This window comes from Haloarcula sp. H-GB5 (genome assembly GCF_054850705.1).
Genome location: NZ_JBTWBG010000001.1, coordinates 1,111,268 through 1,132,308, shown reverse-complemented (window position 1 = coordinate 1,132,308; position 21,041 = coordinate 1,111,268). Strand labels below are relative to the sequence as shown.

Sequence of the window (21,041 nt, the reverse complement as noted above, 5' to 3'; positions counted from 1 at the left end):
GCCAACTGAACACCAATGAGCGACCTCGACGAGGCCTACCAACTCGACTACTTCGAAGAGGAAGGCTTCCACAGACAGGAGTGTGTCTCCTGTGGCGACATGTTCTGGTCCCGCATCGAGCGCGAGACCTGCGGCGAACCGCCGTGTGCGGAGTACGACTTCATCGACAACCCCGGCTTCGACGAGTCCCACTCGCTGACGGAGATGCGCGAGGCGTTCCTCTCCTTCTTCGAGGACCGTGACCACGAGCGCATCGATCCGTATCCGGTCGCAGCGAACCGCTGGCGCGACGACGTCCTTCTCACGCAGGCGTCGATTTACGACTTCCAGCCGCTGGTCACCTCGGGGACGACGCCGCCGCCGGCGAACCCGCTGTGTATTAGCCAGCCCTGCATCCGGATGCAGGACATCGACAACGTCGGCAAGACGGGCCGGCACACGATGGCCTTCGAGATGATGGCCCACCACGCGTTCAACGCGCGTGAGGACATCGAAGATCCCGAGCAGTACGCCTACGAGGGCGAGGTGTACTGGAAGAACGAGACGGTTCAGTACTGTGACGAACTGTTCGAGGAGATGGGGGCGAACTTGGACGAGATCGTCTACATCGAGGACCCATGGGTGGGCGGCGGCAACGCCGGCCCGGCCATCGAGGTCATCTACCGGGGGGCCGAACTCGCGACGCTCGTGTTCATGTCGATGGAGCAGGACCCCGACGGCGAGTACGAAATGAAAGACGGCAACCGGTACTCGCCGATGGACACCTACATCGTCGACACCGGCTACGGGCTCGAACGCTGGACCTGGATGAGCCAGGGGACGCCGACGGTGTACGAGGCCGTCTACCCCGACATGATCGCCTTCCTCAAGGACAACGCCGGCATCGAACTCACTGACGAGGAGGAGCGAATCGTCCACGAGGCCGCGAAGCTCGCGGGCCGGATGGACATCGACGAGGCCGAAGACATCGAGGCCGAACGCGACACCATCGCCGCCGAGGTCGGCGTCGAGGTCGAGGAGATGCGGGACCTGATGGCACCACTGGAGGACATCTACGCCATCGCCGACCACTGCCGGACGCTCGCGTACATGCTCGGCGACGGTATCGTCCCGTCGAACGTCGGGACGGGCTATCTGGCCCGGATGGTGCTGCGCCGAACGAAGCGGTTGGTCGACGGTGTCGGCGTCGACGCGCCGCTCGACGAACTCGTCGACATGCAGGCCGAGCGCCTCGACTACGAGAACCGCGACACCATCCGCGACATCGTCCGCACCGAGGTCGAGAAGTACCGCGAGACGCTGGACCGGGGTGGCCGGCGCGTCCGTCAGCTGGCCGACGAGTACGCCGAGAAGGGCGAGCCGATCCCGACCGCAGAACTGGTCGAGCTGTACGACTCCCACGGCATCCAGCCAGACATGGTTGAGGAGATCGCCGCCGAGAAAGGCGTCGCGGTCGACGTACCCGACGACTTCTACGCGGTCGTCGCACAGCGCCACGGCGGCGACGACACCGCCACCGAGGAGTCACAGACGCCCTACGAGGACCGACTCGAAGAACTGCCAGAGACCGACCGGCTCTACTACGAGGACCAGCAACGGACCGAGTTCGAGGCTGTCGTTCTTGAGGTGTTTGACCGCGACGACGGGGCCTACGACGTGGTGATCGACCAGACCATGTTCTACCCCGAAGGCGGTGGCCAGCCGCCGGACGAGGGGACGCTGTCGACCGACGACGTCTCTGCCGAGGTATCCGACGTCCAGCAGTACGGCGACGTCATCGTCCACACCTGCGACGACGACCCCGGCAAGGGCGAGTTCGTCCGCGGGCAGGTCGACGCCACCCGCCGCCAGCGGTTGATGCAACACCACACGGCGACACACATCGTCATCCACAGCGCCCGGCAGGTACTCGGCGAGCACGTCAGACAGGCTGGTGCCCAGAAGGGCACCGACTCCGCCCGCATCGACATCCGTCACTACGAGTCGGTGAGCCGCGAGGAGGTCAAAGAGATCGAACGCCTCGCGAACGACATCATACAGGACAACATCGCCGTCTCCCAGGAGTGGCCCGACCGCAACGAGGCCGAGGAACGGTACGGTTTCGACCTCTATCAGGGCGGGATTCCGGCCGGTGAGCAGATCCGGCTCATCACCGTCGGCGACGACGTGCAGGCCTGCGGTGGTACCCACGTCGCCCGAACCGGTGACATCGGGGCTGTCAAGCTCCTGAACACCGAGCGGATTCAGGACGGCGTCATCCGGCTGACGTTCGCGGCGGGCAACGCCGCAATCGAGGCCACCCAGCGCACCGAGGACGCGCTCACCGAGGCCGCGGACATCCTCGATGTCGCGCCCGATGCCGTCCCGGAGACCGCCGAGCGGTTCTTCGACGAGTGGAAGGCCCGCGGCAAGGAGATCGAACAGCTCAAAGAGCAACTCGCCGAGGCTCGCGCCAGCGGTGGTGGTGATAACGAGGAGGTCGAGGTCGGTGAGGCGACCGCCGTTGTCGGGCGTATCGACGCCGACATGGACGAACTCCGCGCACAGGCGAACGCTATCGTCGAGCAAGGCAACATCGCGGTGCTTGGCTCAGGGCTGGACGGCGCGCAGTTCGTCGTCTCTGTGCCCGACGGTGTCGACGTCGACGCCGGTGAAGTCGTCGGCGAACTCGCCGGTCGCGTCGGCGGCGGCGGTGGCGGCCCGACGGACTTCGCACAGGGCGGTGGCCCCGACGCGGATGCGCTGGACGACGCGCTGGACGACGCGCCGGAGATCCTCCGAACTGTCGCAAACGCCTGAACTGTTCCTGTTTTCTCTCGCCGCTGGTCTTGTTTCCCGCGCCGTTGCTTCGCACAGTTGTCCGATTACGGATCGACGTTCTGCCCGAACGATTCGAATGCACCTAATGGATACAATTACATTTAGTTGTATTAGGTATATTTGGATGAGTTTCCAAAAGTGTTTTTAGTAACTGCCCATCTATAGCAGATATGAGCGGAAACCGTGACATCGCACACATTCAGTCCCACACCGAATACGTACGGTCACAACGGACGTGTCGGCGGTGTGGGAGCAGTATTCCCGCTGCCAGCGGTCGTGCCCCCGACGAACTGTGTGAAAACTGCAGTGCTACCCACGCTACCTGACTCATGAGTGCTACCACGTCACCCCTGTCGGACACTGATCTGGACGAAACGCCGGAGTTCGAACTGGACTGCCTGTACGACGACCCCGAGAACCCATCGGAACTGACTATCTTCCCTTCGGACTGTCAGCAGTCCGTGACAGAGTGGGTTACCGCGGACCGTTCGGCGACCGTCTCGCTTGAGGAACTGCGCTGAGCGGCACGCGTCGCCCGGCTATCCGCCCTGACACAGTCTTCTGGCGTCCTGCATTGCCTCGTTAGTCTCGCAGACGAGTGTCAGGTGATCGCCGTTCGCGAGGCGGAAATCGCTGTCGGGGACTCTGTCTGTGCCGTTGCGGCTCACCATTGCGACCAGACAGCCGTTTGGAAGCTTTTCCGCGGTTTCCTCTATGGTCCGGTCGACCAGCGAGTCGTTGCTGAGTTCGACTTCCAGTACGTCCCCTGTTCGGCCGGAGTCCGACAGCCAGTGGGCCAGCGCTGGTCGCTCGACCGCGTCATCGATTGCGTCGGCGACGGCGAAGCCGGCGGAGATGGTCTCGACGTCGAGATCCTCGAAGGCCTCGACGTTGTCCGGCTGGTTCGCTCTGGCGACCACGGTGTCGACGTCGAACCGGGTCGTCGCCAGCTGTGCCACGAGCAAGTTCACGTCGTCGTCTGCGGTCGCAGCGACGACGACGGATGCCCGATTCGCCCCTGCTTCTTCGAGGACGGTCGCGTTCGTCGCGTCCCCGTGAACGACGCGGTGGCCGTCGGCCCGGGTCCGCTCGACGGTGTCCTCGTCGCTGTCGATGAGGACGACCTCCTCGCCGCGTGACTCGTACCGGACTGCCAGTTCCCGGCCGACACGACCGCCACCGACGATGAGTGTTTGCATAGGAAGGATATCAAGCGCTTGCGCGAAGTGACGGGCCAGCCCGCCTTGAAACATGACGGTCGCGAAGATGACGAGAAAGACGGTCCCGACGAGAACCGTCGCGGCTTCGGGGTTCTCGGGACGCAGTTCGATGGCAAACAGCGTGGCGACGCTGGCCGGGACGATACCGCGCGGCCCCATCCCGCCGACGAACATCCGCTCTCGAACTGTCAGTCGGCCACCCAGCGTCGAGAGGAACACCCCAAGCGGGCGGACGAGCGCAGCGACGACGATGACGACGACGAGCCCGCCGACCCCGAGCGCACGCAGGTCGTCGAGTGAGAGCTGTGCCGCCAGCACGATGAACACGAACGAGAGCACAAACAGCGTAATACCGCCCTTGAACCCAGCAACCTCCTCTTTGTGGGGGATCTCGGCGTTCCCCAGTACGATACCGGCAACGGCGGCGGCTGCGATACCGGCCTCAGAGAGCCACATACTCCCGAGCGCGTACGCCAGCAGTGCCGCGGTCAGGACCACGACCCGGGCGTTCTGAAGGGCATTGTCCGCCGACAGGTGCCACCGCTTGAGCAGTAGTGCGGTGCCGCCGCCGACGGCGATGCCGACGACGTGGCCGACGGCCAATCGGGCGACGAACGCCTCGATGACGACGACCGGCGAGGACTGGCTCGCGATGACGAACTCGAACGTCGCCACCGCGAGGATGGCGGCGGTCACGTCGTTGATGATCCCCTCCGTCTCCAGCGCCGCGGCGACCCGGTCCCGTACTGGAACCACCTGCATGATCGGCGTGATGACCGTCGGCCCGGTGGCGATAAGCAGGCTCCCGACGAGGACGGCGACCGGCCACGTCGTCCCGAACACGACTTTGACGGCGACAGCGGTTCCGACAAGCGAGACGAACGCGCCGATTGTCACCAGCCCAAGCGCCTCTCTGGACGCTTCACGGACTCGATCGACAGTGAGGTGGAACGCCCCTTCGAAGACGATGATGCCGACGCTGAGGCCGACGATAGCCTGCAACCCGGCCTGCCCGAATATCGCGGGGTCGACAAGGTCGAGCGCCTGCGGGCCGACGAGGACGCCGGCGACCAGCAGGAACGCGACGCTCGGGATCTGGAGCCAGTCGGCGACCAGTTGTGCGGCGACCCCCAGACTCACGACCAACACGACGGCACCGATAAGTGATTCTGCTCCGGACACAGGGCTGACGGTCCTTCGACAGCCAGCGCTATAGACCTATTCACCGAAAGAGACACACCCTCGGCGAAGGAATCGACAGCCAATGCCGACCGCACGCAATTGTGACGTGTCTCTCTACTACGAAGCCGACGGCGACGGCCCGACCGTCGTGTTCATCAACGACGTGGGGTACGGCGCGTGGCTCTGGGGCTGGCACTACGACGCCATCGCCGGCCCCTATGAGACGGTCGTGTGGGACCTCCGCGGGGCCGGCCGGTCGGACGCGCCCGCGGGACCGTACGATATGGAAACGCTGGCGGCCGACCTCGAAGCCGTGTTGGCCGACCACGGCGTCGGAAGCGCACACCTCGTCGGGGCCGGCCTCGGCGGGATGATCGCGCTCGAATACGCACACCAGTACAGCCGCGCCCGCTCGCTGACGCTGTACTGTACGGCCGGATCGGGGGACGCCGTCGACCGTGACGCGCTCGATTCGCTTGCGCTCGATGCTCCGTCGTCGCTCGACGGCGCGTTCTCGCTGGCGTTTCGTGAGCACGACCCGGACCTCATGGAGCGAATTGCAGACTGGCGCGCCGACGAGGACGCGACTGGAGAGGCCCGTGATGCACAGGCCAACGCGATGACGACCTTCGACGCGCCGCCGCTGTACGAGATCACCCAGCCCGCCGAGGTGTACTACGGGCTGGACGACCCCGTCGTGTCGCCGGAGGCCGCACAGTCGCTGGCGGTCGATCTGCCCCGTGGAACCGCGGAGGCTGTTGAGGGTCGCCACTGCTGTTTCGTCGAGCACGCACCGGCGGTGACCGACCGATTACTGGCGCTGCTCGACGAGCAGACCGAGTGACCGGACGCAATCCACAAATACGCGGCCTGATACGTGTGAAGTATGACTGACCGGACGGCAGCCGTCACGCGGACGACGGCCGAGACAGACATCGAGGTTACGCTCGACGTCGACGGCGACGGCGACAGCACCATCGACACCGGCATCGGCTTTTTCGACCACATGCTCGACTCGTTCTCGACGCACGGGCTGTTCGACCTGACCGTGCAGTGTGACGGCGATCTGGACATCGACGACCACCACACCGTCGAGGATGTCGCCATCACGCTGGGCGAGGCGTTCACCGAGGCGCTGGACGACAAGCGCGGCATCCGCCGCTTTGCCGACCGCAAGGTCCCGCTTGACGAGGCCGTTGCGAGCGTCGTCGTCGACATTTCTGGTCGACCGTACTTCGCGTTCGACGGCGAGTTCTCGCAGGACTCTGTCGGCGGGATGACCAGCCATATGGCCCAGCACTTCTGTCGCTCGCTGTCGATGAACGCCGGGCTGACACTGCACTGTGGCGTCGACGGCGAGAACGCCCACCACGAGATCGAGGCGCTGTTCAAGGGACTCGCCCGGGCGCTTGACGACGCAACCCGGATCGACGAGCGCCGTTCCGACGTGGCGAGTACGAAAGGCGAACTGTAGTCGACTGCAACGCGACTCCCTCCTGTTTCAACTGCTGCCGGCACCGATTAGTGGCCTCACGTCTACCACTCCGTATGTTCGACGAGATTATGCAGAAATTTGAGGACTCTCCCGGCCAGCAGGATGTCATCCGGTTGCTGCTGGAACGAGGGTTCTCCGTCAACGAGGACGGCCGCGTCGTCTCAGGCGGCATCGAAATCCCGAACACGGGTATCGCTCGCGAGGCCGATGTCGACCGCCGGGTGGTCAACGCCACAACAGACGCGATTCTCGACGACGACGACCTGCGGCGTATCTTCCGCAACATCTCCTCTGTGCCGAGCCTGCTCGACCTCGCCCCGGTGCTCGACCTGCACGCCGTGACCGTCACCGTCCGCGCCGCCGACGAGTCCGGCATCGTCTCGACTGTCACGTCGGCTATCGCTGACCACGGTATCTCTATCCGGCAGGTCCTGAGCGAAGACCCCGAGTTCACCGACGAACCAAAGCTGTACGTCATCACCGACGAGGAACTGCCTGGCGACCTGATCAATGACATCCGTCGGCTGGCGTTCGTTCGGACTATTGAACTGGCATAATGCCGGCAATGCTCACCGTCGAGACGCCCACCGGCGAGACCCACGAACTCACTGCCGAACGTGGGGCCGTCCTCCGTGACGTGCTGCTCGATGCCGGCCTCTCGCCGCACGGCCGCTACGCCGAGCGGGTCAACTGCGGCGGCCGCGGCATCTGTGCCACCTGCGGCGTCCGGCTCGCCGAACCGCCCGACCCCAACCACTGGCACGACGACCTCGCCGACCGATTTGGCTACCCCCGGCTCTCCTGTCAGCTCCGGGTCCGCGATGGGATGCGGGTCAAACTGCTCGACAAGCGAGTCTGGGGGTCACGACAGGCCGGCGACGGCATGGAGTAACTCGATGCCGTACGCAGGGAGCGAACGACAAACGCTATTCCGCCGCCGGGCGTACCCCGGTCCGTGACGGACAGCTATCGGACCGTTCCGGGCCGCGGCGAGGCGCGCTTCGAGGTTCGGGGTTCGGAGTTCATCGGCCACATCGCCCCGGTGACGACTGTCGAAGACGCCGAGGCGTTCGTCGACGCCATCACCGAGGAGTACGCCGACGCGACTCACAACGTCCCCGCCTACCGCGTCCGGTCCGACCCTTTCCGGGAGTATTCCAGTGACGATGGCGAACCAAGCGGCAGCGCTGGCGACCCTGCGCTGAACGTCCTCCAGCAGCGCGAGATCGAGAATGTCGTCGCCGTCGTCACGCGCTATTACGGCGGGACAAACCTCGGCGTCGGCGGCTTAGCCAGTGCCTACTCCCGAGCGGTGAAGGAAGGCGTCGACGACGCTGGTGTCGTCGAGGAAGTTCCCCACGAGCAGTTCACCGTGACCGTCGCCTACGACGACTCGGGCAGCGTTCGAAGCCTGCTCGAATCCGCGGCTGTGGAATTCGAGGCTGACTACGAAGCCGAGGTTGTCTTCGACGTTCGAGTCCCTACTGTTGAGGGCAGCGAACTGCGGGACCGGATAAGGAGTACGACCAGCGGGCGGGCCGCTATCGAGCTGGAATGACCCGCGCTACTCGTAGGTCGGCAGCCGCGCCGACTGCGCCGAGCCGTCGATAAAGGGCAGGTCGACCTGCTGGGCGCTGACCGGCTCGCCGTCGATGCGGATTTTCAACGCTGCTTCGGGCCGTTCCCAGCTGAGATTCGCCAGTGCAATCGGGGCTTCTCGCATCGGACTCTGCGTGGCGCGGGTCACGTCGCCGACGTGCTCGTCGCCGGCGAACACCGCGGCACCGGGGTCAGGGCACGCCTCGACGGCGAGGCCGACCAATCGCTGCGTGGGGTGGCCGCGGTTCTCGATGCGGGAGACGACCTCCTGACCGACGTAACACCCTTTCTCGAAGTCCAAGGCGTTTCGAAGGCCCAGATCGTTCGGGAGTGCGCCCTGGATTTCGCTGTCGAACAGCGGCGTCCCGGCCTCGAGCGTCAGCGTCTCCCAGGTCTGGTAGCCGAAGGGGACGGCGTTGAGCCCGCGGTTGACCAGCGTGTCGAAGACCGGTTCGGCGTCGTCAGCGCTACAGACCACGTCGTAGCTTTCCTCGCCAGTGAGGTCGTCCGTCCGGATGACGGAGACGCCTGCGTCGCCGAGTTCGCCCCGCTCGAAGGTCAGCGGTGCCGGCGGGGTGCCGGTCTGGTGGAGGACGCTGGCGATTTTCTCTGTCGCTTTCGGCCCGTGGACGCCGAAGACGGCGAAGTCGTCGGTCGCCACCTCGAACTCGACGTCCTGAATGAAGGTCTTGTCCGCCCACTCTCCGGCCAGTTCCTCGGCTTTCTGGGGCGGTGTGAACACGAGCAGGCGCTCGCCGGCGTTGTACACGTACATGTCCGTGTCGACGCGGCCGTCGGGGTCGAGCAAGAGCGCGTAACAGCCCGCACCGTCCTCGTCCGGGACGCGGTTCGAGACGGCGTTGTCGACGTAATCGACGCGGTCCTCGCCGGTGACGACGATGACGCCGTAGCCGTACTCCATCGCGCCGACGACGTTCCGAACCGCGCGGTGGGTCCGCTCCGGTCGCCCGTAGTTGTCGACGACCCGCCGACCACCGACCTCTCTGAACGTCGCTCCGTGGGCCTCGTGAACGGACTCGAGAACAGTCATTGTACAGGTGTGCGGCCCTCGCGGGGAAAAACGTCCCGTTAGCGCCGTCGGCGTGCGAGGGCAGCTACTGCGAGCAGTGCGGCCATCGTCAGAGCGACGGTGAAGCCCGGACCGCTGCCATCCGTCGTTTCTGTCGCCGTCTGTTCCGGCGTCGGGGCCGCCCCTCCTGTCGTCGATTCCTCACCCGGTCTGAACGCGGTAATGTTCGTCGTCGTGGTGAGGTCTCCGGCTGTCGCGGTGAACGTGACGTTGCCGGCTGTGGGGACCGGTGCCGTTATCTCGCCGTCCGGGTCTGTCTGTCCGACCTCGGTCCCGTTCCGGGTCACTGTCGCGTTCGCCACCGGCTCGTCGTACTCGTCGGTGACCGTGAGCCGGACGGTCGCATTGACGACGACCTGTCTGTTGTCCGGCGTGAGCGTAATCTCCGGGGTGCGCCGGATGTCTACGTCGATCGACGTTTCGTCTTCAGCCACGCTAACGCGTCTCTCGACCGTGTCGTAGCCTTCCTTTGTTACTGTGACGTCGTAGCGGTCGTTGACCGGCACGCTGACCGACGCTGTCCCGTCGGAGAGCGTCGGCACGGTACCGTCGAACCCGCTGCTCGATTCGACCCGGACGCTCGCGTCCCGGATCGGTCTGGAGTCGTTGAAGTGGTCGTCGACGACCTCGGCCTGCAGCAGGACTGACCCCTCGCTGATCCGGACTGTCGTCGTCGTCTCGTCGGTGATAGACACGGCGGTCAGGTTGCGGTAGAACCCCGGTTTGGTGACGATGACGCTGTACTCCCCCTTCTCGACAGGCTGTGTCGTGACGGTCCCGTCACTGCCTGCAGTCCTGTCGACCACGTAGTTCCCGTCCCGATACAGCCGGATGCGAGCGTTCTCGGCCGGCTGACCGTCCGCCGTCACCGCGTTGACTGTGGCCGTCGCTGACTCCGAGACCGCTACCTCGATGGACTCCGCCTCGGCATCTTCGACGGCGTAGGGGACGTTTCGGACGTACTCGTCGTCATCTATCTGGAGCATGACGTCTGCTCCCTCGGGAACATCGATAAGTGCCTGCCCGTTTGCCCGTGTCGTCTCATTGGACGGCCCGCCTGCGCCGTCGTCCCACGTCGCCGAGATATCGATCCCGCTGAGCGGGTCACCGTCCTGGTCGACCACGGTGACGGAGAGCGTCACCTGCGACTGTGCACCAGCTGTTCCCGCCACTACTCCGGCCCCTACCAGTAGTGTCAGCACTACAGTTGTTAACATGGCACGGTGACCGAGCATACCTGATTAATAAAAGAGTGGACGTAAATCAGTACTGCCGGTAGGGACTCCCTACGGCCGCCTAGACTGCTGTGAATCGACGAGCCGCTCGACTTCGGACGGTTCGAGCGGCGTCAACGGTCCGGACAGTGTTCGAGAGAGCGCTGCCGCCGCAACACCGTGGAGCAGCGCTTCGTCCGTGTCGGCACCGGCGGCCAGTTGCTGGAGCGTCGCGCCGATGAAGGCCTCGTGTTGTCCCGATTCGTCCACTGCCGACGTCTCGATGGCATCCTGCTCGTGAATGACGCCGTCGTGGTAGGCCACCGCACCGTACTCGCTCCGGGTGAGAATCACGCGGGTGAGATCGTACTCCGTTGCGAGCGTGTGCACGACTTCGCGTGGACTCCCTGTCGTATCAAACACCGCGGATACCTGCTCTTCGGCGGCAAAGAGGGTATCGACGGCCGGCAGCAGGTCTGCAAGCGCGTCCTGGGCATCCTCGGCGTCCCACAGCCCGGGATGGAAATCGAGATCGAATGCCCGCATCCCTGCGGCCGCTCTGAGCAACGCGCCCGTCGTATCGGCGGCTGTGTCAGACAGTGAGAGGGTTGCGCCCGAGGTGAACACCACGTCCGCGTTCTGTATCTCGCCCATCGGCAGCTCGCCGGGGGTCAGCGTCGCCATCGCGGTGTTGCTGCGGTCCTGTAGCAGCCGCTCGGCACGGGGTGGGTCCGCGTCCTCGTGGAACGTGAGTCCCTGCCGTCCGGCGTCTGGGTCTGCCCAGACAACGTCCGTCTCCAGCCCGAACTCGTGGAGCTCCGCGACGACGCGCCGCCCCAGTGGTGTGTCCGGAACCTTCGATAGCCATCGTGCGTCAGCCCCGAGTCGGCCGGCTGTCGCCGCGACACCGCTCGCGGTCCCGTCGACGCGAATCGACGCTTCGCGGGCCGTCTCGAATCGCTGTCCGTCTGGGGGTGCAAATCTGAGAGCGGTCTCGCCGAACGTTACGAGTGACATACCGCGTGCATCGGGAGACGGAGGTTTAGTTCAATCGGCTGTATCGACTGCTGTGTCCGGCACGGACCGGACTCCCTCGCTATCGCCGCCGACCGCCGTGTCCGGGATAATCACGCTCGAACCGGTCTTCGAGTTCCTGCCGGTCGATGTGAATGATTGTCGGTCGTCCGTGGGGGCACGCGTAGGGGTTCTCACATTCGTCCAGTGCGGCGAGTAACTCCCTGACGGACCCCTCAGTGAGCGACGTGTTTCCGGTCACGGAGGGGTAACACGCTAGGTCGCCGAGCAGTTCGTCGGCCGCCGCTTCGACCGTCGCCGCCGCTTCGTCGTCTCCGGCAACGAACGCACCAAGCACGTCCCTGACGATGTCCGGCCCGGCCGCATCGGCGATAACGCCCGGGAGGGTTCGGACCTCGACACTTCGCTCACCCGTCCGCGCCGTATGAAAGCCCAGACTCGCCAGCGCGTCGCTACGTCGGTCGAATACCTCGGCTTCGCGGGCGGTCAGTTCCAGCTCGACAGGGGTAGCAAGTGCTTGTGTCGTCGTTTCGCCCTCAAACTTGGCCTTGAGCCGTTCGTAGTTGACCCGCTCGTCGGCTGCGTGCTGGTCGACTAACACGAGGCCGTCGTCTGTCTCCGCGACGACGTAGGTGTCGGCTAACTGCCCGAGAATCCGCATCGATGGCAGCGACTCATGGCTCGCCTCCGGTTCGTCGCCGAGACGTGCCTGCTCCTGACCGCCGGTGAACTTCCGTTCCCCACGCTCCGTCTCTGTCTGGCCCGCTGCGGACGCGTCGGGGCGTTCACTGTCGCTATCTCCACCCGAAACGCTACCCCTTGTCTGTCGCGCCTCGGATTCGCCCGACACGTCGTCTTTCGCCTCGGCTGGGGAGGCCCGTTTCGTATCGACTGACCGATCTGATGAGGTCGTGTCAGTGGACCGGTGACCCGTTGTCTCGGTCTGGGAACCACTAGGTCGCTCTGTGGGATCAGTATCCGACTCCTGTACTGTCGTATCAGCACTGCTCTCTGCTGTTGTGCCGTCCGTCCGCGCTGACGCTTCTGTTTCGTCCGTGGTGTCTCGGCCGTCCGGATGCGACGGCTGCCGCTCGCTGTCGCTCGCTCCGTCCGACTCCGGCGTTATCTCTGTCTGCTCGGGTGCCGACCGACCACGCGGTGCTGTCGAGCGTAGTAGCCCTTCTCGTAACAGCGCGTCTTCGACGGCGGTCCGGACCTGCTCGCGAACGCCCTCGTCGTCGGCGAAGCGGACCTCCATTTTCCGGGGGTGGACGTTCACGTCCACGTCGCCCGCGGGCACGTCCAGAAAGAGGACGGCGAAGGGGTAGCGGTCCGGCGCGATTTGGGTGCCGTAGGCATCGATGACGGCGTCGCGAACGGTACCGGCCCTGACGTAGCGACCGTTGACGTACGTCGAGAGGTACTCGCGGCCGGCACGGTTCGTCTCGGGATGGGAGACGAGGCCGTGGACGCCGTCGAGCGGTCCGTCTGGGAAACTGTCTCTCTCGTCGCCCTCCGCGTTCGCTCCCGACCCCGCACCGACCGAAATCATCGACTCGGCCACTTCGCGGCCGTAGACAGACATCACCGTCTCGCGCAAGTCGCCCTGGCCGGTCGTCGAGAACGTCTCGCGGTCGCCGTGGGTCAGCGAGACGGCCACGTCCGGGTTCGCCAGCGCGTAACTGGCGACGACGGTGTTGACGTGTGCGAACTCCGTCGACTCCTGCTTGAGGTACTTCCGGCGGGCCGGGACGTTGTAGAAGAGGTCTTCGACCGCTATCGTCGTCCCCTCAGGACAGCCCGCGGGGCCGACCGACGTGACGTCGCCGCCTTCGAGCACCAGTTCGGTTCCCACGTCGCCGCCGCGGGGTCTGGTCTGGATCGTCAGCCGCGACACTGCGCCGATCGCGTGCAGGGCCTCGCCGCGGAACCCGAGCGTTCCCACGCCACCTTCCAGATCCGCGATGTCGCGGATCTTCGAGGTCGTGTGTTTCTCGACAGCCGTCTCGACAGCCTCGCGGTCCATTCCGACGCCGTCGTCCGTGACGCGAATCCCGTCGGTACCCCCTGCCTCTACGACAACCTCGACCCGGTTCGCGTCGGCGTCGATGGCGTTCTCGACCAGTTCCTTGACGACGGAGGCCGGCCGCTCGACCACCTCGCCGGCCGCGATGCGTTCGACGGTCCGGTCGTCGAGTCGCTGGATATCGGTCATACGTGCCTCCGCATGTGATTGCCACCGGCTAACGGGCGAAGCGACTTGATACTGTCTGCCCTCGCCGCGCCTATCAGTCTGATCATGAAAATAGTTAACACAAAACAGGCCTGACCCTCGCATGGTGACGACCCATGTGCCACCACACAGAACGTTCCTGGACCGAAGCGACGGCGGACGACGAGGCAACTGACGAGGACGAGGAGGAACTGCCATCCTTCCTCAACGAGGAGGCGCCCGAAACCGAGGTGCTGACCGACGGCGGCGACGAGGCGTAGCAGGGTTTCCCCTCGGCAGCGGTGTTGGCAAACCAGCTTTTTTATCCTGTGTGAGTACCGCAGACCCGCAAGTTAGTCGTGTGTGAGTATCGCAAACCCGATAGCTAAAGTACGCCCGCCGTCAGTCGCCACTATCCTGTGGATATCGACATGGAACAATACGACCAACTCTACCGGCTCTACAAGAGCGTAGACACGACGACGCTGCGCGGCTATCAGGAGTTCGTCGACCTGTTTCCCCCGCTCAGCTCGACCGTCGCGCTGGAACAGTGGGAAACCGCCAGTGACCGCCTCGATGCCCTCAAATCGGATATCACTGCCGAGTTTCCCGGGACCGGCGAGACCTACGCAGAAATCGCGGCCCGGCTGACCCGTGACGAGGCCTTTACCGCGCTCGATCTCTACTCGAAGTACGACCGGTCGGTGAACGTGCTCGTGCTGGACGTCGACGAGACGCTCCGGTCGGCCGGCGACACCGACAACGAAATCCCCCGCGATACGCTGTATCTCCTGACGCAGTTCCACGAAGCGGGCGTCCCCATCGTCGTCTGTACCGGCCAGACCCTGGAGAACGTCAAGGGGTTCATGATTCAGGGGTTGGGCAACGACCTCGTTTCCTCCGGACAGATGAGCATCGTCTACGAGTCCGGTAACGGCGTGTTCACGCCCAAACACGGCGAGGACACCAAGCGACTTCTCTATGAACGCCTCGACGGCGCGGTCGTGGACGTGTTCGAGACCGTCCGCCGGCGGGTCCTCTCGGAGGCTCCCGAGGCTGTCGGCAAGCGCTGTCACCTCCAGGGCAACGAATTCAACGTCACGCTGAAACCCAACGCCGAGGTCGGCAGCGACAACGCCGTCGAAATCATCGACGAGTCCCTGCGCTACCTCTGTGGGTTGGTCGGTGACGCCATCGCCACACAGGTGGACGACGCGGTTGACGACCCCGCAGGCTACGCGCGGGCCTACTTCAGCCGCGACCCTGAGATTCTCGATGTCTTGGAGGCGGGCGACCTCTCGACCGACGCCGACATCGACGACGCGCCCGCGGCGTTCCGCGACATCCTCGAACGCGTCGACCTGGGCTACTACGAGGGCGATGCGGCCGAACTCGTGAGCCTCGAACTCGACAAGTCCGCCGGCGTCGAGGAGGCTTTCGACGTGCTGGGCATCAACGACCCGTTCGCACTCGTGATGGGCGACAGCAAGAGCGACCTGCGGGTGATGCGCTGGGTCGACGACAACGACGCCGGTATCGCCGCCGCCCCCGCCCATTCCTCGCCCGACGTACTCGATCACGTCAGTTCGCGAGACGATCTGGTGTACGAGGCCGGCGATGCCAGCACGGTGCTGCGGACTATCTACGGTATCAGCCTTGTCGAACAACTGGACGAGCAGGGCGAGTGAGCTACGACTCCCCGCTTTTTGACGGTCTCGACCGATTGAGTCCCACGGGCTACCCACCCAACAATTAGGCGTCTCCCGACCGAACTGCCCCCATGAGTCTCGATAACGTGTTCGGGCAGGTGCCGGACCCGCAGTCGTACTCCTTCCCGGACTACTCGCTCCCGCAGGGCGACCCCGTCAAACCCATCGCGCTGACCGACGACGAACTGACGGCGCTGCTCGACCTGTACGACGCCTTTAGTGCCGTGGACCCGACGGGTATGGATTCGAACCCCTTCCTGCGGGCGACGAGCGAGTTCCTCCAGCAGACGCTCGGTGCGCCGCTCACACGACCCGATGAGCAACTGAACGACGATATCGCCGGTCTGCTCAACGACTTTTCGGACGACATCGGTGGGCAGTCGATGGGCGTCGTCGATGCGACGCCGGCCCATCACCGGACGCTGTACTTCTTCCTGACAAGCTGTAAAGCGTATCACATGGCCCCGCATCTGCGGTTCGACCCCGACCCGGCCGCCGTCGAGACGCTGTACGCGGTGTACAAACGAGTGACCGATCAGGCGTTCTACCTCAAGCGGCCAAAGAGCGTGCTTGAGTGACTGCCGGCGCATGCCCAGCGGACGCTCCGGTCCGTTTATCGGGGAGCGAGGTAAACTGCCGCCAATGACAACCGACCAGCCCGAGATTCCGGTCGTGTGCGAGGAGTGCGGGACGCGGACATCGGTCGCCTTCGAGGACGTCGAGGACGCCGTCGCGCGCCACAACGAGCAGCTTCACGACGGCGAGCCGGTCGCTGAGGTCGACCCCGACGTACTGGAGGAACTCGCCGATCGTCTGGCAAAAGACATCGGCTTGCTGGAATAGTCCGCTGTCCAGCGTCAGTCGTCCAGCGGGAGCCGCTCGTAGGCTTCGCGGTCAGCACCGGCAGCGAGCGTTCGCGACCGCAGTCGGCAGACGTTCTTCACGGTTCGCGGGCCGAGCACGTGGGGCGAGACGAACCGCGGTCGCCCCGACTCAGTTCCAGGGCCGTCACCCAGTGCGAGTACCGCGCCGTTGAGGTCGGCAAGCGGGATACACGCCAGGTCGCCGTTCGCCGATTCGAACTGGATGTGGGTCGTATCGCCGGGCATCGACGCCGCCTCTAACAGCTCGAACACGGCGATACCGGTGTACTCCCGTTCGATACGGTCGCCGGAGGCACACTCGAACGCGACCGGCCCGCGGACGACATCGAACGGGAGCTGTTCGGGTGCCACGTCCCAGGGGACCAGCAGTGGGTCAGCCCCGTCGATGCGGACCGTCGGCCGCTCCTCCGGTGTCTGCGTCATACGTATTCTTTCCGCCTGAGGACCTTCAGCGGTTCGGGACGGCTGTGATTCGCCACCCACATCCGACTCTCACTCCCGGGAGTGGAGCGAGTACGCGATAAAGAGAACGCCGACGAACTGGAAGGCGCGAGTGACGAGCGTCAGCGGTTGCTGGAACTGACTGGAGAGCAGGTCCTGACGAAGGAGGACCGAGCCGGTGAACGCGACGACGAAGGCCACCGCTGTGAGGCAGAACAGCCCGACAGAGAGGTACTGCATCGCACGGCTATTGTGTCGCCGATACCCTCGGTAGGCCTGGTAGCCGACGTACCCACCCAGTACTGTCGAGCCAAACGCCAGGGCGGTGATGAGCCAGTTCATGAGCGTCTCGATGGCGACCATGTCAGAGATTCTCCCACATCTTTGTGAATCGGTCCGCAGTGTCCTGTTCGTCCTGTCCCGGGAACGCCGGCGGTTCGGTCCGCTCGATTTCGGTTTCGAAGTCACCGTCAGCAAGCGCCAGCGAGAACTCCGAGAGCGTGGCAGCGAACACGCTGTAGTCGTTGCCGCCCGTCTCTATCTGGGTCTGCTCCTCGATGAGGCCGTACTCCTGAAGCCACTCGACCCGTCTGTACACGGTCGGTTGTGACATCTCACACTGGTCGGCGAGCTGTTTCGCGGACATGGGTTTGACACTCGTTGCTGCGAGGATGTCCCGGGCGTACTCGTCACTGAGCAGGTCGAGGATGTCGCCCACGGCCGGGTCCTCACTCACGTACTGGACCAACGCCCCGTCCCTGAATAAAAGGTCCTGTCAGTTTCCGAGTCAGAAGTCAGCCACGTCAGAGAATGGGGCAGTGTCAGCGGAGACCGGCGCGGGCAGGGCATTGCCTTCGGGCGAAGGTGGGGCGAGGGAGGGGACCAGTTCACGGGCGGCTTGGCCCACATTCCTTCCCAGAGTGGCACTCCGGGGAACCTTAGGGCAGTGGTGGACAGACAGCGGCCATCGCCGGAGGGCGCTGGTGGCACGGTGTTGTTAGGGCCGCTGCACTCGAATTGAGGAGGGGTTCCATAATATAACGTGCAGTCGAACTTCTGGCCCAGAAAACGGCGGCTTGATATGCCAGCGTGGGCGTTCACTCGCCGCTGGGACAGCCGATCGACTGGCCAATGATGACGAGTCGGTCCGCGGACACGCCTCTACCACGAACCTTGTACCGGTAGCGCTCGCAGTTCCACGACACTGATGTTGTCAGCCCGTAGCTGACCTGCGCCGGTTGCCCGTCGATTGTTATCCCCTCGCTGGCGTTCTCTTCGTCAGCCAGCCGGTCGTACTTGGCAACAGTGATCAGACTGGTTCGGTTCATGTAGCGGAGGCCGACGCTGTGGACCCGTCCCCGTGTCTGGGTCGCATAGGTCAGTTCGTACCCCGGCGGGATGTCGGGCTTCGGAACCTGAATCTCGGTGTCGGCTTCGAGCGCCCCGACCGATTCGTAGGTCTGTTGGTCCGGCGTCTCTGGGACCCTGACAGTCGTGTTGTCGGGGAAGTTGGGGGTAAACACGTCCTCGGACACGCCGGTGTCGTAGGTGACGTTCGTGTACGTCGTCGTCACGACTGTTCGCTCATCGTCGGCTGTCCACGCAGTGCGCTTTTTCACCGGGAAGAACTGCTCTGTGTCCACCCAGACCGTCTGCTCGTAGGCCGCTGTGTCGTCTTTCGGTGCCACGTGAATGACGTAGGCTTCACGCCCGTCGATTGATTCAGTACCGCGGTAGCTGACGGTCATCGTGCCGGCAGAGACGGTCGGCCGCTGCTCGCCGCGGGGAACAACGGGCAACGGCTCAACCGACGGTGAGTCGGTCGTCGTGTCGGTTGCCGTCTCCATGTTGAGATTCGCAAACAGACGCTGCAGCCGCTCACCCTGGTCTGAATCGGTTCTGCTGAGAGAGATACGTGTGGCGTTCGTGCGGCGCTGGTCGTACAGCCACAGCATCGATCCGTTCGACACCCGTCGGTCGTATCGCTCGACAGTGCTGTTGACGACCGCCAGCCGTTTCTTCTGGGTCCCCGGCCGGAGCGCGGCGTCGTAGGTCGTCCGGCTCGCAACTGTCCCGTTCCGGGTAATCGTCGTCGTCTGTGTCGCGTTCACGCCGTCTATCGACTGGTAGCGTTGTTGCACGTCCGCATCGATCTGGGGCTGATCGGCGGTCCCGGGACTCGCGAACGCAAGCGACCAGATCGAAACAGCCAGTACACCAACAACGACTACCGTCGCGATGGTAAGAACCAGTCGTTCCGATGTGAGGTGTCGAGTGACCATATCTCGGGCTATCGGGCGCAGGGGACTGTCTGGCTACGTTTGATCTGTCTGAGCGACAATATTATGTAGCACATAACTGGCAGCGCAGGTAAAACCTCCTATCTGATCGTTCTGGAACGCTGACTGCTGTGTCCTCCGGGAAGTCGGGAGAAAACACGTCGTTGGAAACACCGGTGTCGTACGTGACGTTCGCATACCTCGTCGTCACGACTGTGTGCTTCTCATCTGCCGTCCAGGCGGTCCGCTGCTTGGCCGGGAAAAACCGCTGTGTGTCGACCCAGACTGTTTGCTCGTATGCTTTTGTCTCGTTTCTCGGCGTCACATGGACGACGTACGCTTCGCGGCCGTCAACCGGTTCCGTGCCCCGGTAGCTGACGGTCATCCCCTCGGTAGGGTTGACCGGCTGCCGCTCGCCTCGAGGGACAACGGGTAGTGGTTCAACTGACCGGGGAGCCGCTGTCGACTCGTCGAGTTTCGTAAAGACGCGCTGTAACCGCTCACCTCTGCCGGACTCCGCCTCGGAGTGGGGGATTCGTGTTACACTTCCACGACTGTCATTGTACAGCCACAGCACTGACCCGTCCGAGATCCGCACATCATTCGCCTGTGACGTACTGTTGATGAGTACGAGCCGTTTCTTCTGGGTCCCTGGTTGGAGCGTCACGTCGTAGGTTGTTCTGCTCGTAATTGTCCCGTTCTGTGAGATTATCGTCGTCTGGGTCGCGCTGACGCCGTCTATCGACTCGTAGCGTTGCTGTACGTCCCCGCCAATCTGGGGCTGGTCGGCGGCGCTGTCACTCGCGAACACGAGCGACCATGTCGCAACGGCTAGCACACCAACGACGACCACTGTCGCAATGGTGGGGACCAACCGTTCCGATGAGAGATATCGAGTGACCATGTGTTGGGTGCAGGCCAAGGGACCCTCCGACGCTGTGTGCACAGCCCGAGTGAGAGTGTTACCTATCACATAACCGGCATCTCAAGTAAAACCTCCTGTCTACCGCCGTCAGTAGTCGCCGAGTACGCCGAGTCGTCTGGCCCGCCGAGTCGTGTACTGAAACACGACGTACCCCAGCAGTACGTAGCCGGTTGGGACTCCGACGAGGAGCCCCAGGTCGACGGCGGAGAACTGCCAGAGCCGGGTCCCGTCGACCATCGCCCGCTGGAGAAGCGCGCTTCCGTGGGCCAGTGGCAGGACCCGCGTCCAGCCGAGTTCGAACACGGGCGCGGAGATGAGGACGATGAACCCGAACTGGAGCAGATTGAGCCAGTTCCCGATGCGCTTGTACAGCACCGCGACACCACCGGCAGCGAACCCAAGCCCCAGCACGGAAGCGATAGTCAGGGACGCGACGACGACGACAGTAAGGACGTTCAACTGGAGCGTCGTGCCGGTAATCGCAAGCATCACTGCCAGCACCACGGTCGAGGTGATGAACGTCCGGACGACTTTTGCGACGCCCTTGCAGAACGCGACCGGCGCGAAGCCAAACGGCGTCATGACGTGCCGTTCGAGCGTTCCCCACTGGGCCTCGCTCCCGATATCGCTCGAGATTGACTGGTACGCACCGACGGAAAGCGACCACAGGAAGTAGCCAACGATGATTCCCTCGATGGAGTCCGTTATCGCCTGTCCGGCAAGCATCCGGCCGCCGTAGAACAGCAGGCCGAAGAAGAACACCGAGATGACGATGCCGCCGACGGCGTTGGCCGGATAGCGGACGAAGATGAGGTACTCGCGGTACAGCACCGCCCGTGCGAGGTCGAGATAGCCCGCCTGCATGTCGGCACTGACAGTCTGGCCACTGGCACCGTCACTGTCGTCCGTGTGCGTGTCGGTGCTCGCGGTCATCTG

General features: G+C 64.2%; 22 protein-coding genes. 11 read left to right on the top strand and 11 right to left on the bottom strand.

The annotated features are described in order from the left end of the window. Nucleotides 1-15 precede the first annotated feature (15 nt). Both alaS and ACYJ11_RS05905 read left to right on the top strand, forming a co-directional pair. On the top strand, nucleotides 16-2,799 hold the full coding sequence (gene alaS, locus ACYJ11_RS05910) for an alanine--tRNA ligase (RefSeq protein ID WP_461647071.1): 2,784 nt from the start codon (nucleotides 16-18) through the stop codon (nucleotides 2,797-2,799). A gap of 350 nt (nucleotides 2,800-3,149) precedes the next feature. Beyond that, nucleotides 3,150-3,341 carry a DUF7511 domain-containing protein gene (locus tag ACYJ11_RS05905; protein ID WP_005536973.1) on the top strand — a complete coding sequence of 64 codons (192 nt, stop codon included), beginning with the start codon at nucleotides 3,150-3,152 and terminating at the stop codon, nucleotides 3,339-3,341. 18 nt (nucleotides 3,342-3,359) lie between these two features. On the opposite strand, the gene ACYJ11_RS05900 is transcribed toward ACYJ11_RS05905, so the two are convergent. Next, nucleotides 3,360-5,222 carry a cation:proton antiporter domain-containing protein gene (locus ACYJ11_RS05900; protein WP_461647070.1) on the bottom strand — a complete coding sequence of 621 codons (1,863 nt, stop codon included), beginning with the start codon at nucleotides 5,220-5,222 and terminating at the stop codon, nucleotides 3,360-3,362. A gap of 82 nt (nucleotides 5,223-5,304) precedes the next feature. Here ACYJ11_RS05900 and ACYJ11_RS05895 point away from each other — a divergent pair, with 82 nt between their 5' ends. The 5 genes from ACYJ11_RS05895 (at nucleotide 5,305) to ACYJ11_RS05875 (ending at nucleotide 8,275) form a co-directional block, all read left to right on the top strand. Then, nucleotides 5,305-6,066, top strand: a complete 762-nt coding sequence (locus ACYJ11_RS05895) for an alpha/beta fold hydrolase (protein WP_461647069.1) — start codon at nucleotides 5,305-5,307, stop codon at nucleotides 6,064-6,066. Nucleotides 6,067-6,108: 42 nt separating this feature from the next. Continuing rightward, nucleotides 6,109-6,696 (top strand): imidazoleglycerol-phosphate dehydratase HisB, encoded by a 588-nt coding sequence (gene hisB, locus ACYJ11_RS05890; protein ID WP_461647068.1) that lies wholly within the window; start codon nucleotides 6,109-6,111, stop codon nucleotides 6,694-6,696. Between the two features lie 74 nt (nucleotides 6,697-6,770). After that, the gene (locus ACYJ11_RS05885; RefSeq protein ID WP_188975520.1) at nucleotides 6,771-7,274 is read left to right on the top strand and encodes an ACT domain-containing protein; all 504 of its coding nucleotides are present in this window, start codon (nucleotides 6,771-6,773) and stop codon (nucleotides 7,272-7,274) included. Beyond that, the gene (locus ACYJ11_RS05880) at nucleotides 7,274-7,609 is read left to right on the top strand and encodes a 2Fe-2S iron-sulfur cluster-binding protein (RefSeq protein ID WP_461647067.1); all 336 of its coding nucleotides are present in this window, start codon (nucleotides 7,274-7,276) and stop codon (nucleotides 7,607-7,609) included. The genes ACYJ11_RS05885 and ACYJ11_RS05880 overlap by 1 nt, the downstream gene beginning before the upstream one ends. A gap of 63 nt (nucleotides 7,610-7,672) precedes the next feature. Further along, nucleotides 7,673-8,275 (top strand): IMPACT family protein, encoded by a 603-nt coding sequence (locus ACYJ11_RS05875; RefSeq protein ID WP_461647066.1) that lies wholly within the window; start codon nucleotides 7,673-7,675, stop codon nucleotides 8,273-8,275. 6 nt (nucleotides 8,276-8,281) lie between these two features. On the opposite strand, the gene ygfZ is transcribed toward ACYJ11_RS05875, so the two are convergent. The 4 genes from ygfZ to mutL all read right to left on the bottom strand — a co-directional run bounded on the left by ygfZ (nucleotide 8,282) and on the right by mutL (nucleotide 13,870). Then, nucleotides 8,282-9,367 carry a CAF17-like 4Fe-4S cluster assembly/insertion protein YgfZ gene (gene ygfZ, locus ACYJ11_RS05870; RefSeq protein ID WP_461647065.1) on the bottom strand — a complete coding sequence of 362 codons (1,086 nt, stop codon included), beginning with the start codon at nucleotides 9,365-9,367 and terminating at the stop codon, nucleotides 8,282-8,284. 38 nt (nucleotides 9,368-9,405) lie between these two features. After that, a complete protein-coding gene (locus ACYJ11_RS05865; RefSeq protein ID WP_461647064.1) occupies nucleotides 9,406-10,578 on the bottom strand; it encodes a carboxypeptidase regulatory-like domain-containing protein in 1,173 nt (390 codons plus the stop codon). Nucleotides 10,579-10,692: 114 nt separating this feature from the next. Then, complete coding sequence (locus ACYJ11_RS05860; RefSeq protein WP_461647063.1) at nucleotides 10,693-11,637, bottom strand: sugar kinase; 945 nt, start codon at nucleotides 11,635-11,637, stop codon at nucleotides 10,693-10,695. Between the two features lie 79 nt (nucleotides 11,638-11,716). Next, nucleotides 11,717-13,870, bottom strand: a complete 2,154-nt coding sequence (gene mutL, locus ACYJ11_RS05855; RefSeq protein WP_461647062.1) for a DNA mismatch repair endonuclease MutL — start codon at nucleotides 13,868-13,870, stop codon at nucleotides 11,717-11,719. Nucleotides 13,871-14,004: 134 nt separating this feature from the next. On the opposite strand from mutL, the gene ACYJ11_RS05850 reads away from it, so the two are divergent. The 4 genes from ACYJ11_RS05850 (at nucleotide 14,005) to ACYJ11_RS05835 (ending at nucleotide 16,419) form a co-directional block, all read left to right on the top strand. Then, nucleotides 14,005-14,148 carry a hypothetical protein gene (locus tag ACYJ11_RS05850; RefSeq protein ID WP_170096710.1) on the top strand — a complete coding sequence of 48 codons (144 nt, stop codon included), beginning with the start codon at nucleotides 14,005-14,007 and terminating at the stop codon, nucleotides 14,146-14,148. Between the two features lie 138 nt (nucleotides 14,149-14,286). Continuing rightward, entirely contained in the window at nucleotides 14,287-15,555 is a 1,269-nt protein-coding gene (locus ACYJ11_RS05845; protein WP_461647061.1) for an HAD family hydrolase, read from the top strand. A 92-nt stretch (nucleotides 15,556-15,647) separates the two neighbouring features. Continuing rightward, on the top strand, nucleotides 15,648-16,154 hold the full coding sequence (locus tag ACYJ11_RS05840) for a hypothetical protein (protein WP_188975502.1): 507 nt from the start codon (nucleotides 15,648-15,650) through the stop codon (nucleotides 16,152-16,154). A gap of 64 nt (nucleotides 16,155-16,218) precedes the next feature. Further along, the gene (locus ACYJ11_RS05835; RefSeq protein ID WP_050037213.1) at nucleotides 16,219-16,419 is read left to right on the top strand and encodes a hypothetical protein; all 201 of its coding nucleotides are present in this window, start codon (nucleotides 16,219-16,221) and stop codon (nucleotides 16,417-16,419) included. Nucleotides 16,420-16,433: 14 nt separating this feature from the next. Here ACYJ11_RS05835 and ACYJ11_RS05830 read toward each other — a convergent pair whose 3' ends face one another. From ACYJ11_RS05830 to ACYJ11_RS05805, 6 genes are all read right to left on the bottom strand, one after another. Then, nucleotides 16,434-16,883, bottom strand: a complete 450-nt coding sequence (locus tag ACYJ11_RS05830; protein WP_461647060.1) for a hypothetical protein — start codon at nucleotides 16,881-16,883, stop codon at nucleotides 16,434-16,436. A 69-nt stretch (nucleotides 16,884-16,952) separates the two neighbouring features. Beyond that, nucleotides 16,953-17,264 (bottom strand): DUF7521 family protein, encoded by a 312-nt coding sequence (locus ACYJ11_RS05825; protein WP_005536991.1) that lies wholly within the window; start codon nucleotides 17,262-17,264, stop codon nucleotides 16,953-16,955. 1 nt (nucleotide 17,265) lies between these two features. Continuing rightward, nucleotides 17,266-17,637, bottom strand: coding sequence for an ArsR/SmtB family transcription factor (locus ACYJ11_RS05820; protein WP_044952077.1), 372 nt, complete (start codon nucleotides 17,635-17,637; stop codon nucleotides 17,266-17,268). 361 nt (nucleotides 17,638-17,998) lie between these two features. Continuing rightward, a complete protein-coding gene (locus ACYJ11_RS05815; protein WP_461647059.1) occupies nucleotides 17,999-19,183 on the bottom strand; it encodes a LolA family protein in 1,185 nt (394 codons plus the stop codon). Between the two features lie 61 nt (nucleotides 19,184-19,244). Continuing rightward, complete coding sequence (locus tag ACYJ11_RS05810) at nucleotides 19,245-20,102, bottom strand: LolA family protein (protein WP_461647058.1); 858 nt, start codon at nucleotides 20,100-20,102, stop codon at nucleotides 19,245-19,247. 90 nt (nucleotides 20,103-20,192) lie between these two features. Further along, a complete protein-coding gene (locus ACYJ11_RS05805; RefSeq protein WP_461647057.1) occupies nucleotides 20,193-21,038 on the bottom strand; it encodes an ABC transporter permease in 846 nt (281 codons plus the stop codon). Nucleotides 21,039-21,041 lie beyond the last annotated feature (3 nt).

Bases quoted from the DNA above. Each gene is read 5' to 3' on its own strand.
- alaS (WP_461647071.1), top strand. From the start codon at position 16: ATGAGCGACCTCGACGAGGCCTACCAACTCGACTACTTCGAAGAGGAA.
- ACYJ11_RS05905 (WP_005536973.1), top strand. From the start codon at position 3,150: ATGAGTGCTACCACGTCACCCCTGTCGGACACTGATCTGGACGAAACG.
- ACYJ11_RS05895 (WP_461647069.1), top strand. From the start codon at position 5,305: ATGCCGACCGCACGCAATTGTGACGTGTCTCTCTACTACGAAGCCGAC.
- hisB (WP_461647068.1), top strand. From the start codon at position 6,109: ATGACTGACCGGACGGCAGCCGTCACGCGGACGACGGCCGAGACAGAC.
- ACYJ11_RS05885 (WP_188975520.1), top strand. From the start codon at position 6,771: ATGTTCGACGAGATTATGCAGAAATTTGAGGACTCTCCCGGCCAGCAG.
- ACYJ11_RS05880 (WP_461647067.1), top strand. From the start codon at position 7,274: ATGCCGGCAATGCTCACCGTCGAGACGCCCACCGGCGAGACCCACGAA.
- ygfZ (WP_461647065.1), bottom strand. From the start codon at position 9,367: ATGACTGTTCTCGAGTCCGTTCACGAGGCCCACGGAGCGACGTTCAGA.
- ACYJ11_RS05860 (WP_461647063.1), bottom strand. From the start codon at position 11,637: ATGTCACTCGTAACGTTCGGCGAGACCGCTCTCAGATTTGCACCCCCA.
- mutL (WP_461647062.1), bottom strand. From the start codon at position 13,870: ATGACCGATATCCAGCGACTCGACGACCGGACCGTCGAACGCATCGCG.
- ACYJ11_RS05850 (WP_170096710.1), top strand. From the start codon at position 14,005: ATGTGCCACCACACAGAACGTTCCTGGACCGAAGCGACGGCGGACGAC.
- ACYJ11_RS05840 (WP_188975502.1), top strand. From the start codon at position 15,648: ATGAGTCTCGATAACGTGTTCGGGCAGGTGCCGGACCCGCAGTCGTAC.
- ACYJ11_RS05835 (WP_050037213.1), top strand. From the start codon at position 16,219: ATGACAACCGACCAGCCCGAGATTCCGGTCGTGTGCGAGGAGTGCGGG.
- ACYJ11_RS05830 (WP_461647060.1), bottom strand. From the start codon at position 16,883: ATGACGCAGACACCGGAGGAGCGGCCGACGGTCCGCATCGACGGGGCT.
- ACYJ11_RS05825 (WP_005536991.1), bottom strand. From the start codon at position 17,264: ATGGTCGCCATCGAGACGCTCATGAACTGGCTCATCACCGCCCTGGCG.
- ACYJ11_RS05815 (WP_461647059.1), bottom strand. From the start codon at position 19,183: ATGGTCACTCGACACCTCACATCGGAACGACTGGTTCTTACCATCGCG.
- ACYJ11_RS05805 (WP_461647057.1), bottom strand. From the start codon at position 21,038: ATGACCGCGAGCACCGACACGCACACGGACGACAGTGACGGTGCCAGT.